This window comes from Aeromonas sp. sif0611 (genome assembly GCF_019218845.1).
GTDB lineage: Bacteria > Pseudomonadota > Gammaproteobacteria > Enterobacterales > Aeromonadaceae > Aeromonas > Aeromonas media.
Genome location: NZ_JAHUWU010000006.1, coordinates 1 through 12,684, shown reverse-complemented (window position 1 = coordinate 12,684; position 12,684 = coordinate 1). Strand labels below are relative to the sequence as shown.

Genomic DNA, 12,684 nt, shown 5'->3' with positions numbered 1-12,684 from the left:
GCGTGGATAAATAACCCGTGGCGTAGCAACGCCCCGGGTTATCGGTTGGTAGGAGAGGGTCAGGCAGGTTGATGCAGGGTGATGCAGTGAATGCCACCGCCCCCCGCCGCTACCGGGTCTATATTGACCTGCACCACCTTGCGTCCCGGATAGAGCCGGGCCAGCAGATCCCGGCAATAACGGTCGGCCTTGGCATCGCCAAACTCGGGGGCGATCACGGCGCCATTGATGGGCAGGTAGTTGATGTAACCGGCGGCAAAGTCCGGGCTGCGGCTGAACTTGTTGTCCCGCCCGCCCAGGGGCGGCGGCAGCTGATGCAGCTCCAGCTTGTTGCCGTCGGCGTCCGTCGCCTGCTGCAGTATGGCGAGATGCTGGCGGGTCACCTTGTAGTCGTAGGAGTCGGGATCCTTGTCCATGTTGATCACCACCACCCCGGGGCGCACGAAGCGGGCGTAGAAGTCCACGTGGGCGTCCGTGATGTCGCGGCCCTTGATCCCCGGCAGCCAGATGATCTTGCGCAGCCCCAGATTGGCCTTGAGCTCTGCCTCCACCTGCGCCTTGGTGAGGCCGGGGTTGCGGTTGCTGTTGATCCAGCTGCTCTCGGTCATGATGGCGGTGCCGTTGCCATCCACCTCGATGCCGCCCCCCTCGCCGATGATCTCGCTCTGCAGGTAATAGGCATCCGCCTGGCGGCTCACCAGAGAGGCAATGCTGGCGTCATGGCTGTGCTCCTGCTTGTCCCCCCAGCCGTTGAAGTTGAAGTCCACCAGCCCGAGTTCCCCCTGCTCATCCTGCACGAAGACGCCGCCGGTATCCCGCAGCCAGATATCGTCCATCACGGCGTGAACGAAGTGGGTGTTGCGCTCGCCGCACAGCTGGCGCGCCAGATCCTCGTCATCCTGGTGGCAGAGCACGTTGACCCGGGTGTAGGGCGCCATGGCCTGCACCAGCCGGCCTATGGTTGCCTGCACCTCCTTGTAGTTGCGACCCCAGATCTCGCTGGTGGCACCGAAGGCTACCCAGACCAGGGCCTGGGGGGAGGACTCCTCCGGCATGTGGTAGCGGCCGGCGGCACCGGTCTCGCTGGCGGCGAAGGCCGAGCGGGCGCCGGGCAGGCTGCCGAACCCGGCAATGGCGCCGAGGGCGACCAGTTGTTTCAATACGTGGCGTCGGGAAAACATCTTTCTACTCCTGGGGTTCAGAGGCTGCTCTTGAAACGAGTCCAGGCTCGCATCCGGGCACGCATCTGGGGTTGTGCAATGTCTTTGCCCGGAATGAGCCGCTGGTAGCTGGCTTCGTCCAGGTAGATATCCGGGTTGGCCGTCATGGTGGCATCCACCATGGGTCTGGCCCTGGCACTGGCGGTCGGATAGCCGGTGCTGTTGGTGATGGCCGCCATGTTGGCAGGGCGCATCACGAAGTTGATGAAGGCGTAGGCATAGTCAGGATGGAGCGCATCCACCGGGATCGCCATGGTATCCATCCAGACGGTGCTCCCCTCCTTCGGCAATCTGTACTCGAAGTCGACCTCCTTGCCCGCCTCGGCGGCGGCGCGCCTGGCCTAGGTCATGTCGCCGCTGTAACCCAGGGACAGGCAGAGGTCGCCGTTGACCAGCTGGGTCACCGGCTGGGACTGGAACTTGCGGATATGGGGCTTGAGCCCCTTGAGCAGCGCCAGCGCGGCATCCAGATCCTCGGCCTTGCCGCTGTGGGGATCCCGCCCCAGGTAGTGCAGCACCACAGCCAGCACCTCGTCGGGGGAGTCGATGATGGAGATGCCGCAGTCGGCAAATTTTGCCGCCAGCTCGGGCTTGAACAGCAGATCGAGACTGCCCACCGGGGCATCCGCCATCCGCTGCCGGATCATGGCTGCGTTGTAGGTGAGCCCTATGGTGCCCCAGGTGTAGGGCACCACCGCATCCCGTGAATGGGGATAGGCTTGCTGCAGGCGCCGCAAGCCGGGCTCTATCTCCCCCAGGTGCTGCAACCTGCCCTGATCCAGCGGTTGCAGGCTGCCCGCCCGCATCAGCCGCTCCGCCACCGTATCGCCGGGGAAGATGAGGTCATAACCGCTGCGACCGGCCATCAGCTTGGCCTCCAGGGTCTCGCTGCTGTCCATGACGTCATAGATGACCCGGATCCCTGTCTCTCTGGTAAAGGCGCTGAGGGTATCGGGGGCGAAGTAGTCCGCCCAGTTGTAGAGCCGCAGCACCTTCTCCTCTCCTGTTGCCGCATCGGCCTCCCCGGCCTCGGCCGAGGGGCTCAGCAGCAGGGCCAGGCAGCCCATACACCCGAATATCTTCCTGATCATGATGTGGTTACTCCCTGTGATGGGCCGCCGCCGTGCAACGCTCAGCCCCGCAGCGGCCAGGCGGGCTGCTGCTGGGTGATGCAGTGGATACCGCCGCCGCCGTGGGCCAACCGGTTGATCGAGACCGGGACCACCTCCCTTTGCGGGAAGGCGCCTTGCAGCACAGCCGCCGCCTCCCGGTCGCTCGCCACCCCGTAGGCGGGCATGATGACGGCGCCGTTGGCGAGGTAGAAGTTGGTGTAGGAGGCACAGAAGACCTCGGCCTCGGTGTCTATGGCCTCGCTCGCGTCGTTCAGATCCTGCAACTCGAAGGTGCGCCCTCTGGCATCCGTGGCCAGGGCCAGGGCCCGACGGTTCTCCCGCACCACGAGGCCGTAGGTCGAGGCGGCATCCCGGGTGGCATCCAGCAGCAGCTGGCCGGGGCGACTGAAGGCGCAGACTCCGTCCACATGGCCGTCCGTCATGTCGCCGGTGACATGGTCGGGATCCCCCGGCAGCCAGATGGTCTTCTCGATGCCGAGCAGGCGACTGAAGATCCGCTCGATCTCCCCCTTGCTGATCCCCGGGTTGCGGTTGCTGTTGAGCAGCACGGATTCCGTGGTGATCAGGGTGCCTTCGCCATCCACATGGATGGCGCCCCCCTCGTTGGCCAGAAAGCTGCCGATACACTCCAGCTCCAGGCTGTTGAGGATGCGCCGCGCCAACCCCTCGTCCAGACCGTGAACCGACTTGCCGCCCCAGGCGTTGAAGCGCCAGCTCACCCCGGCAGTGCCGAGTTCGGGATGACAGATGAAGGTGGGGCCGGAGTCGCGGCACCAGCTGTCATCCACCGGGATAGGGACCAGGGTCACCCGCTCGTCACAGAGGGTGCGCGCCTCTGCTAGCGCGGAAGGGTCGACCACCAGCCTGACCGGTTCGAACCGGACAATGGCGTTGACCACCCGGGCGAAGTCCTGCTGTACCTCGGCCAGGGTGACACCCCAGCCGGATTCCCACAGCGCCTTGTTGTGGGGCCAGACCATCCAGGTCGCGGCGTGCTGGCACCATTCGGCGGGCATGAACCATCCCTTTGCCACTATTCCCTGTTCCCGCATATTCCCTCTCTGATTAGGTACTATTAAGGTTGCTGACGATGGGAATAGACTATCCCCCCATAACACGGCGAACAAACGATCGATTTTCAGTGCAAGTGATAAGTGGAGCTAATCAATGATGTTCAAGCACTGGCCCCCGCTCAACGTGCTGCGGGGCTTCGAGGCGGCGGCTCGCCTCGGCAGTTTTCATCAGGCGGCGCAGGAGCTGCACCTCACCCAGTCCGCCATCAGCCAGCAGATCCGCTCCCTGGAGGAGCTGCTCGGCCAGCCGCTGTTCCACCGGCAGGGTCGCTCGGTCGCCCTGACCGATGCAGGGCAGGATCTGCTGGAGACCACCCAGAGCGTGCTGCTGCAACTGGCGGTGGGGATCCAGCGCCTCGAGCAGTACCGCAAGCCGAACCAGCTGGTGCTCAACACCAGCAGCGCCATCGCCCGCCACTGGCTGCTGCCCCGGCTGGGGACGTTTCATCGCCAGCACCCCGACATCGATCTCTGGCTCTTCACCAGCGACGAGGTGCCCGACCTGGCGGAGCAGACCATAGATCTCGCCCTGCGCTGGGATCTCGCCCCCCAGGCCCAATGTCGCCACCAGCCACTGCTGGCGGACAGGTTGCTGCCGGTGGCCGCCCCTGCCGTGCTGGCCCAACCTGCGGCAGAGCGCACCACCCTGCACGGGGAGCGGGAGCTGGACTGGCACCACTGGACCCTGAGAGGGGGGGAGGATCTGCAACTGCAGACCCGGGGGCTCAACTTCTCCGATCCCGGCCTGCTGCTGGAGGCGGCCAGCGCCGGGCTCGGCGTGGCTCTGGTGAGCGAACGGCTCTCCCAGCCGGCCAGGGAGCAGGGGCAGTTGCTGCCGCTCTCCGCGCTCAGGGTCAAGGGGCCCCAGTGGAGCCAGCTGATCCATCAGGAGAGCGAGGGGATGCCGGAGTGCCGCGCCTTCTGCCACTGGCTCGGCCAGCAATTTGCCGAGGGGGCGGCGGGCGAGGATCGGGATGCCATTGCCACCCTCTGAGGCAGGTCACTGAATCGGGCCGGCAAGAGTGGTTAAATGGTCGGTCTCTCTCTTGCCGGATATTGCTGTGACCATGCCATCCGACCACCAGCACCTTCAGCCCTGGCCTGACTATCTGCAGGCCTCCTGGCTGCGCTGTGCCCACCAGACCAGCGCCACCCTCTGGCATCCGCCCCATAGCGCCAAGGGGCAGACCTTGCAGAGCCTGCGCCAGCGCAAGCGGGACTTGCTCACCACAGGCGAGATGGCCCTCGAGGATCTCTACGAATTTATGGAGGGGCGCCCCTGCGCCCTGCTGCTCACCGACGAGAGCGGCTGCCTGCTGGCCCGCACCGGCCATCGCGAGACGCTGGCAGAACTCGAAGCCCTGGGTTTTGGCCCCGGCGCCTTCTTCAGCGAGGGGCGCATCGGCACCAATGCCATCAATCTGGCGGCGCTGGAGGGGCTACCGCTCTGCGTCAGCGGCCCCCAGCACTTCAACCAGACCCTGCATCCCTGGCGCAGCTGTGCCAGCCCGGTCTACAACAGCAACGGCCGTCAGGTCGCCATCATGGCCCTGATCTGCAAGGTGGAAGAGGCGAGCGCGGGGGATCTGGCGCTCGCCGTCAGTGCGGGGCGCGAGCTGGCCCATCTGCTGCAGATGGAGACCCTGATGCAGGAGTCCCAGCACCACCTGAGCGAGCTCTACGCCCTGCTGGACGGCATGGATGACGGCGTGCTGGCCTGGGACCCACAGGGTCGGCTGCGCTACCTCAACGCGCTGGCGGCCAGCCGGCTGCGGCTCGATCCGGCGCTCTGTCTCGGCCAGCCGCTGGAGCAGCACCTGCTGTTGCCCCAGCGTTTGCAGCTGGCCATCAAGAGGCAGACACCGCTCAGTCATGTGGAGGTGACGCTGGAGCGGATCGGGGGGCACTCCGGGGGGTTCATCAATGCGCTGATAAGCCTCAAGCCGCTACCCGGGCCGAAGGGGGTCAGCTTTATCACCCTGCTTCACCCGGTCGATCGGCTGCGGGCCATTCACCAGCTGCGACAGACGGTGCCCGAGCTCTCGGCGCTGGTGGGGGAGTCGAGCGCCATGCGCAAGCTGCTGCGCTACGCCCGGCAGGCGGCCCAGAGCACGGGCCCCATCCTGCTGCGCGGCGAGGAGGAGGTGGGCAAGGCCCAGCTGGCGGAGGCGATCCACTTTGGCAGTGAGCGGGCCGCCGGGCCGCTTATTACCCTCAACTGCAAGGCGCTGCCTAGCGAGCGGATGGCACTGGAGCTGATGGGCTCCGACGAGGCGGGACAGGAGCGGGCCGGCAAGTTCGAGCTGGCCCACGGTGGCACCCTGGTGCTTGAACAGGTGGAGTGCCTCTCTGCCCCCATGCAGGCTGCGTTGCTGCAACTGCTCAAGACCGGTCGCATCCAGCGCTTCGATTCGGCCCGCATCCTGCCGCTCAAGGTGCGGATCATCGCCACCAGCAGCGCCCCGCTTGAGCTGCTGGTGCAGGAGGGGCTGTTTGGCCGCCAGCTGCTCTATGCCTTGCAGGCGTGCGAGCTCTGGTTGCCGGGGCTGCGGGAGCGCACGGCGGATCTGCCCGGTCTTATCAGCCAGCAGTTGGCGGCGCAGGGGCGCGAGCCGCTGCGCCAGTTCAGCCCGGCGGCCCTCGACTGCCTGCTCGCCTATCCCTGGCCCGGCAATCTGGGGGAGCTGCGCAGCGCCATCGAGCATGCGCTGCTCCACGCCGGTCAGGAGCAGATCCCGCCGGAGGTGCTGCCCGCCGCCATTCGGCACGGCTATCAGCGGGTGGCGGACGAGGTGGTGGGGCAACCGCGGCTCACACTGGCCGAGCTGGAGTGCCAAGCCATCTTGCGCTGCGCCCACGCCTGCAAGGGACAGGTGAGCCAGATGGCCCAGCAACTGGGCATCAGTCGCACCACTCTGTGGCGGCGGCTTAAGCTGCTCGAGATCGATCCCGCCGACTACCACGGCTGACGCAGTGCTGTCACGAACAGGCCCGCAGAAAACGAAACGGCCCCGCAGTTGCGGGGCCGTGTTATATGGCAGGGTCAGCCGTGGCGCGGTTACAGCCCCAGCTGGTGGGCGGTGACAATGGCCGCCAGCACATCCTCGGCGGTGACCTTGAACGGCATGTTGTGGATGGTTTCCCCCTCCGCGGTGGAGGCTTTGGCCACCTCCATCAGGCGTGCCATATCCAGCTCCTTGACCCCCATCATATGCAGGTTGGTCGGCAGGCCGATCGAGCGGCAGAAGGCTAGCACTGTCTCGATCTCCGCCATGGGCGCGTTCTCCAGCACCAGCTGCACCAGGGTACCGAACGCCACTTTCTCACCGTGGTAGAGGTGGTGACACTCGGCGAGCTGGGTCAGGCCGTTGTGGATGGCGTGGGCGGCGGCCAGTCCGCTGCTCTCGAAGCCGATACCGCTCAGATAGGTGTTGGCCTCGATGATGTTCTCCACCGCCTTGGTGCAGAGCCCCTGCTCCACCGCCAGCTTGGCTTTGTAGCCATCGGCCAGCAGGGTCTTGTAGCAGAGCTCGGCGATGGCCTGCGCCGCCAGCGTGGAGGCACCACCGGCCATGGTCTGGCAACCGGAGACCTTGTTGGCACGCGCCTCGAAATAGGTGGAGAGCGCATCCCCCATGCCGGAGACCAGCAGCCGCACCGGGGCGCGGGAGACCACGCCGGTATCCATGATGACCATGTTGGGGTTGGTCGGGATCATCAGGTATTCGCTGAACTGCCCTTCCGGGGTGTAGATGACCGCCAGCGCGCTGGTGGGAGCATCGGTGGAGGCGATGGTGGGCACTATGACCACCGGCACCTTCTGGTAGAAGGCGACCGACTTGGCGGTATCCAGGGTCTTGCCGCCGCCGATGCCGATGATGACGTCAAACGGGGTCTGCTGGCAGCGGGCCAGCAGGCGGTCGATCTCGGGGCGGGAGCACTCGCCGTTGAAGCAGTCGAACTCTGGCTTGATGCCGGCGCCGTGGAAGCTGGTGGCCACGGTATCGCCTACCAGCTTGGTGACGAAGGCGTCGGCCAGGATGAGTGGCTTAGCGCCGAGCGCCTTGACGTAGTTGCCGATATTGGCGAGGGCCCCGTTGCCTTGCACGTATTTGCTGGGGCTGATGATGATGCGGTCCATATTCTATCCCTCTCTCTTTATCTATTAAGAATCGGGGCGAAGGGGCGGTAGTGCCGGGGACTCCTTCGTCTTTACTTGCATAACAGTGGCGCGGCGGCTGGCCGATGAGGCCGCAGCCGCGCCTTGAAGCAGGCAGGTCAGTCGCCGAAACGCTCGGCTGCCAGCTGTCGGAAGCAGGCCAAGGCGGCCTCGGCATCCTCCCCGCGAGCCAGCAGGGTGAGCCGGTCTCCCTGACGCACGTTGAGCATGGTCACCCGGGTCAGGCTGCGGGGGTTGGCCTCTTTATCCCCCTTTTGCAGCTTGAGTTCAGCGGCAAAGGGTTTGAGGGCGGCCACCAGTCGGGCGGCGGGGCGCACATGCAGGCCGTGGGGATTGTCCACCACCACTTCGCAGCGCAGCCAGCCGTCATCGGCAACGGGGGCCGTATCAGTGGCGGCTTGCACCGGGCTGGCGGGCAGCATCGCCTGTTTCGGGCCCAGCGCGCCGAGCGCCTCGGCGGCCACCTCATCCAGCGTCAGGCCGGAACCGGCCGCCACCACGGCGGCCAGGGTGCCCTCCACCAGCGGGGCGGGGCAGAGCCGCACCCTCGCGCTTAACTCGGGGGGCAGCAGTTCGAGGGCGGTCTCGGCGCTCAAGAGGGCGCTGCCCAAGTCCATCAGTACCAGCACGCCGCTGCCGTCGTCCGCCTCTTCAATCGCACTCATCACGGCGATGGCATCGGTGCCGATGGGGTGGTCGGGGTCATCGACCCCGGCCGCCAGCAGCAATCGGGCAGGGCTGCCGAGCTGGTCGGCCAGCGCTTTCAAACCTGCCGCCAGCATGGCGCTGTGAGAGACAACTACGATTCCGATCATGTCACAACCTCGCTCTGTCACGCAGGGCGGTCAGCAGCAGCAGGGTCGAGGTAGCCCCTGCATCCTGATGGCCGATGCTGCGCTCGCCAAGATAGCTGGCGCGCCCCTTGCGGGCCTGCATCTGGATGGTGGCTTCGGTACCGGCTGCTGCGGCCGCTACTGCCTTGTCCAGCGCTTCATTGAGCGGCAGCTCTTGCTGCTGCGCCTGTTGCAGGGCGGCCAGTGCTGGCCACCAGGCGTCGCACATGGTCTTGTCGCCCGGCTCGGCGCGGCCGCGGGAGACGATCCCCTCGACCCCGTCAATGAGCATTTTGCACAACTGACTGAGGCTCAGGCTCTGGCAGGCGTCAGTGCTGGCTGCGGCCCGGATAAAGAAGGTGCCGTAGAGCGGGCCGCTGGCGCCGCCGACCGAGGAGAGCAATGTCATGCCGGTGGTTTTCAGCACCTGACCGATATCCTTGTCCGCCACCGCAGGCAGCTTCTCGGCCACCTTGGCAAAGCCGCGCTGCATGTTGAGGCCGTGGTCGCCGTCGCCGATGTCGGTATCCAGCGCGGTGAGGTAGTCACGCTGCTCGGTAAAGATGTGTTCGCAGTCGAGCAGCCAGTTGACGATGTGATGCTTGCTTAACATGGGTTCTCCTTAGCAGCCGCGACGCAGGGCGGGGGTGTGAACGGGGGCATCCCACAGGGTCATCAGTTCATCATCCACCTTGAGCAGGGTGATGGAGATGCCGGTCATGTCGAGGGAGGTGCAGTAGGGGCCAATCAGGTTGCGCACCAGATGGATGCCAGCCTCTTCGCACAGGGTGGCGAGGCGACCATAGACGCCATAAAGCTCGGAGATGGGGGTGCCGCCGAGGCTGTTGACCAGTGCGATGACCCGATCGCCCTTGTTGAGCGGTTCGATAAAGGTGTGCTCTTCCTGCCAGCTGCCGGAGGCTCTGTCCCAGTGGCGCAGGGTGCGGCCATAGGGGGTGTTGTCCGCCAGCTCGCTGAACATGTCATCCACCAGGGTATTGAGGTCGGTGAAGGGGCGGCGCTCGATGCCGGGCTCACCGTGAATGCCCACGCCGAACTCCATCTCGTTGTCCGCCAGGGTGAAGGAGGGCTTGCCAGCAGCAGGCACGGTACAGGCGTGGGTGGCAACGCCGATGGTGCGGCTCTGGTTGTTGATGCGGCGGGCCAGCGCTTCGCAGCGGGTCAGGTCATAGCCCGCTTCGGCTGCGGCCCCCACCAGTTTTTCGCACAGTACGGTCGTGGCAACACCACGGCGACCGGCGGTGTAGAGGCTGTCTTTGACCGCCACGTCGTCATCGATCAGCGAGAAGCCGACCTTGACCCCGTCACCGTGCAGCAGCTCGACCGCGGTTTCGAAGTTGAGCACGTCGCCGGTGTAGTTCTTCACCAGAAACAGCACGCCCGCGCCGCCATCAACGGCCTGACCGCACTCGTACATCTGATCCGGGGTCGGGGAGGTAAAAATCTCGCCGGGGCAGGCGCCATCCAGCATCCCTTTGCCCACCAGACCGCCGTGCATCGGCTCGTGGCCGCTGCCACCGCCGGAGACCAGCGCCACTTTGCCCATCACGGGGGAGTCGGCGCGGGTGATGTAGTGGGGTTCGATACGTACCTTGAGCTCGGGGTGGGCGGCTGCCATCCCCATCAGTTGTTCACGGACCACAGCATCGACGGCATTGATCAGTTTCTTCATGGCTCACTCCTTGGCTTGCCACCGCACGGGTGGGCAAATGGTTGATGGAGCCAGTCTAACGGGATAAATCGGGAGAAAAATGACGGCCTGTTCGGTTCGGATTTGAAACAGCAGAGGGGGTATTAGTGTTTCAATCTGAAACGGCGCGGGGCAGGCGGGCGGGAAACTGTTAGCGACCTCACAGCCATGAAAAAGGGCCCCGCAGGGCCCTTCGCTATAACCGGATAAGCGGGCGGGTTAGATGGCCCAGCCACCGGCATAGAAGACCACCAGCGCCAGGGCGATGATGACGGTGCCGATGTTCAGCTTCTTCCACTCGGCAGCGAAGATGCGGCCAACGACCAGTGCCACGAAGCCCAGCATGATGCCGGTTACGATGTTGCAGGTCAGTACGATGAAGACGGCGCACAGCATACCGGCGAGGGCATCGACTGAATCGCTGAAGTCCAGCTTGGTGACGTTACCCAGCATCAGCAGACCGACGTACATCAGGGCCGGTGCAGTGGCGTAAGCCGGTACCAGATAGCTCAGCGGGGAGAGGAAAATCATCAGCAGGAACAGCACGCCGACCAGTGCAGCGGTCAGACCGGTCTTGCCGCCAGCCGCGGTGCCTGCGGCGGATTCGATGTAGACGGCCGCCGGAGCACCACCCACCACGCCAGCCACCATGCTGCTGACGGAGTCGGCAGTCAGGGCCTTGCCGCCGCTGATGATGTGGCCACGTTCGTTGATGAGGCCCGCCTGACCAGCTACGGCACGGATGGTGCCGGTGGCGTCAAACACGGCGGTCATCACCAGCGCCAGTACGGTGGGAATCACTACCGGATTGAGGGCGCCCAGCAGATCCATGCTGCCAACCAGAGAGCCCTTCTCGCCAGTCAGGCTCGGCATGGCGAAGAAGCCCTGCCAGGTCACGTTCGGGTCGAAGATGAGGCCTAGGATGGAGATGGCGATGATCACCATCAGGATACCGCCCGGCACCTTGCGACGCTCCAGACCGAAGATGGCAGCCAGACCCAGCACCGTCATGATGACAGGGAAGGAGGTCACTTCACCCAGTTGAACCGGCAGACCGGCCCCTTCGTTCTTGATCACCATGCCGACGCCGTTGGTGGCGATCAGCAGCAGGAAGAGACCGATACCGATGCCGGTGCCGTGGGCGATGCCGGAGGGGAGGTTATCCAGGATCCACTGGCGCACGCCGGTGATGCTGATCAGGGTAAACAGCACCCCCATCAGGAAGATGGCGCCCAGCGCGACCGGAATGCTCAGTCCCTGACCCAGTACCAGACTGAATGCGGTAAAGGCGGTGAGGGAAATGGCGCAACCTATGGCCATCGGCAGCTTGGCCCACAGACCCATCAGCAGGGAGCCGAAGGCGGCGATCAGGCAGGTCGCCACGAAAACGGGGCCCTGCTCAAAACCGGCGGCACCCAGCATGTTCGGCACTACTATGATGCTGTAGACCATGGCCAGGAAGGTGGTCAAACCGGCCAGCAACTCCTGGCGGACAGTGCTGCCACGCTGGGTGATGGAGAAATAGGAGTCCAGAAACCCGCTATTGCCGGTGCGGGCCGTCATTTCTTGCGTTGCCATAACTCATCCTGAATGTGTGAAGGAAATCGTTTGCGTGATGGCGCGCAAAATAGCAAGAATTTGGCTAGATTGCAGCGGATCAGGCACCATTTTCCCGAACTTTTCCATTTAAAGCCTCATTGGAAGCCTCAACTTCCACATGGGAAGCACCTCATCAGCTTCTACACTCTTAGCTAGCCCCCATCAGCCGGAGACAAGCCCATGCACACAGGTAACCTGCTTGGCCAAATCCCCTCCCCCCTGCCCAATGAGGTGTTTACCGACCTGGTCAGCACCAATCACTTTCGCATCGAGCGCATCCTCTCCCAGGGACAACAAACCCCCACGGGGGAATGGTTCGATCAGGACGAACACGAGTGGGTAGCGCTGATGCAAGGCGAAGCCATCCTGGTCTTCATCACACCGGATACCGGGGTCCAGGAGCGCGTCCACCTTGGGCCTGGGGATTACATCAACATTCCGGCGCACCTTCAGCACAGGGTGGAGTGGACCCATCCTACCGAGACGACCGTTTGGCTCTGCATCTACTACTAGGGGAGTCCACTTTTCGCCGTGTTAAGGTACAACGAGAGAAGCCCAATCGATAGATTGGGCTTCTTGGGATGCTGAAGGCGCATAGCAAAAAGGCCTTCCCGTTAGGGAAGGCCTTTCAAATTAGTGGCGGAGCGGACGGGACTCGAACCCGCGACCCCCGGCGTGACAGGCCGGTATTCTAACCGACTGAACTACCGCTCCGCTGTCTGGTTAGCTTTTTGCTAAATTGTCTGCCGCTTCATTGAGGTGTCATCCTCTCGGCCAACGTCGTGATGTTTCACAGCGTTGTTTAATTGGTGCCTGGCAGTGTCCTACTCTCGCATGGCGAATGCCACACTACCATCGGCGCTACCGCGTTTCACTTCTGAGTTCGGCATGGGATCAGGTGGTTCCACGGCGCTATGGCCGCCAGGCAAAAAACT

General features: G+C 64.4%; 10 protein-coding genes, 1 tRNA gene, 1 rRNA gene and 1 pseudogene. 3 read left to right on the top strand and 10 right to left on the bottom strand.

Annotated elements, in window-relative coordinates; genetic code table 11:
* Positions 1-59: 59 nt before the first annotated feature.
* From KW824_RS14785 to KW824_RS14770, 3 genes and pseudogenes are all read right to left on the bottom strand, one after another.
* Positions 60-1,181 carry an agmatine/peptidylarginine deiminase gene (locus tag KW824_RS14785; protein ID WP_218410188.1) on the bottom strand — a complete coding sequence of 374 codons (1,122 nt, stop codon included), beginning with the start codon at positions 1,179-1,181 and terminating at the stop codon, positions 60-62.
* A gap of 17 nt (positions 1,182-1,198) precedes the next feature.
* Positions 1,199-2,287, bottom strand: a pseudogene (locus tag KW824_RS14775) (extracellular solute-binding protein).
* Positions 2,288-2,352: 65 nt separating this feature from the next.
* Positions 2,353-3,369: an agmatine/peptidylarginine deiminase gene (locus KW824_RS14770; protein WP_200877919.1), complete on the bottom strand. Its 1,017-nt coding sequence runs from the start codon at positions 3,367-3,369 to the stop codon at positions 2,353-2,355.
* A gap of 151 nt (positions 3,370-3,520) precedes the next feature.
* Between KW824_RS14770 and KW824_RS14765 the strand changes: the two genes are divergently transcribed.
* Positions 3,521-4,420, top strand: a complete 900-nt coding sequence (locus KW824_RS14765; RefSeq protein ID WP_218410185.1) for a LysR substrate-binding domain-containing protein — start codon at positions 3,521-3,523, stop codon at positions 4,418-4,420.
* A 73-nt stretch (positions 4,421-4,493) separates the two neighbouring features.
* Entirely contained in the window at positions 4,494-6,395 is a 1,902-nt protein-coding gene (gene dhaR, locus KW824_RS14760; RefSeq protein WP_218410288.1) for a dihydroxyacetone kinase operon transcriptional regulator DhaR, read from the top strand.
* An 89-nt stretch (positions 6,396-6,484) separates the two neighbouring features.
* Here dhaR and KW824_RS14755 read toward each other — a convergent pair whose 3' ends face one another.
* The 5 genes from KW824_RS14755 to KW824_RS14735 all read right to left on the bottom strand — a co-directional run bounded on the left by KW824_RS14755 (position 6,485) and on the right by KW824_RS14735 (position 11,728).
* On the bottom strand, positions 6,485-7,567 hold the full coding sequence (locus tag KW824_RS14755; protein WP_218410184.1) for a glycerol dehydrogenase: 1,083 nt from the start codon (positions 7,565-7,567) through the stop codon (positions 6,485-6,487).
* A 137-nt stretch (positions 7,568-7,704) separates the two neighbouring features.
* Positions 7,705-8,421: a dihydroxyacetone kinase phosphoryl donor subunit DhaM gene (gene dhaM / locus KW824_RS14750; RefSeq protein ID WP_218410183.1), complete on the bottom strand. Its 717-nt coding sequence runs from the start codon at positions 8,419-8,421 to the stop codon at positions 7,705-7,707.
* Between the two features lies 1 nt (position 8,422).
* Positions 8,423-9,052 (bottom strand): dihydroxyacetone kinase subunit DhaL, encoded by a 630-nt coding sequence (dhaL, locus tag KW824_RS14745; protein WP_218410182.1) that lies wholly within the window; start codon positions 9,050-9,052, stop codon positions 8,423-8,425.
* A 9-nt stretch (positions 9,053-9,061) separates the two neighbouring features.
* Positions 9,062-10,132 (bottom strand): dihydroxyacetone kinase subunit DhaK, encoded by a 1,071-nt coding sequence (gene dhaK / locus KW824_RS14740; protein ID WP_033137955.1) that lies wholly within the window; start codon positions 10,130-10,132, stop codon positions 9,062-9,064.
* Between the two features lie 237 nt (positions 10,133-10,369).
* Complete coding sequence (locus KW824_RS14735) at positions 10,370-11,728, bottom strand: NCS2 family permease (protein WP_218410181.1); 1,359 nt, start codon at positions 11,726-11,728, stop codon at positions 10,370-10,372.
* A 201-nt stretch (positions 11,729-11,929) separates the two neighbouring features.
* Between KW824_RS14735 and KW824_RS14730 the strand changes: the two genes are divergently transcribed.
* Positions 11,930-12,262: a cupin domain-containing protein gene (locus KW824_RS14730; protein WP_043130806.1), complete on the top strand. Its 333-nt coding sequence runs from the start codon at positions 11,930-11,932 to the stop codon at positions 12,260-12,262.
* A gap of 124 nt (positions 12,263-12,386) precedes the next feature.
* On the opposite strand, the gene KW824_RS14725 is transcribed toward KW824_RS14730, so the two are convergent.
* Both KW824_RS14725 and rrf read right to left on the bottom strand, forming a co-directional pair.
* Positions 12,387-12,463 (bottom strand) — tRNA-Asp (locus KW824_RS14725).
* 97 nt (positions 12,464-12,560) lie between these two features.
* A 5S ribosomal RNA gene (gene rrf, locus KW824_RS14720) occupies positions 12,561-12,675 on the bottom strand.
* Positions 12,676-12,684 lie beyond the last annotated feature (9 nt).

Coding starts and splice junctions, on each gene's coding strand:
- KW824_RS14785 (WP_218410188.1), bottom strand. CDS start 1,181: ATGTTTTCCCGACGCCACGTATTGAAACAACTGGTCGCCCTCGGCGCC.
- KW824_RS14770 (WP_200877919.1), bottom strand. CDS start 3,369: ATGCCCGCCGAATGGTGCCAGCACGCCGCGACCTGGATGGTCTGGCCC.
- KW824_RS14765 (WP_218410185.1), top strand. CDS start 3,521: ATGATGTTCAAGCACTGGCCCCCGCTCAACGTGCTGCGGGGCTTCGAG.
- dhaR (WP_218410288.1), top strand. CDS start 4,494: ATGCCATCCGACCACCAGCACCTTCAGCCCTGGCCTGACTATCTGCAG.
- KW824_RS14755 (WP_218410184.1), bottom strand. CDS start 7,567: ATGGACCGCATCATCATCAGCCCCAGCAAATACGTGCAAGGCAACGGG.
- dhaM (WP_218410183.1), bottom strand. CDS start 8,421: ATGATCGGAATCGTAGTTGTCTCTCACAGCGCCATGCTGGCGGCAGGT.
- dhaL (WP_218410182.1), bottom strand. CDS start 9,052: ATGTTAAGCAAGCATCACATCGTCAACTGGCTGCTCGACTGCGAACAC.
- dhaK (WP_033137955.1), bottom strand. CDS start 10,132: ATGAAGAAACTGATCAATGCCGTCGATGCTGTGGTCCGTGAACAACTG.
- KW824_RS14735 (WP_218410181.1), bottom strand. CDS start 11,728: ATGGCAACGCAAGAAATGACGGCCCGCACCGGCAATAGCGGGTTTCTG.
- KW824_RS14730 (WP_043130806.1), top strand. CDS start 11,930: ATGCACACAGGTAACCTGCTTGGCCAAATCCCCTCCCCCCTGCCCAAT.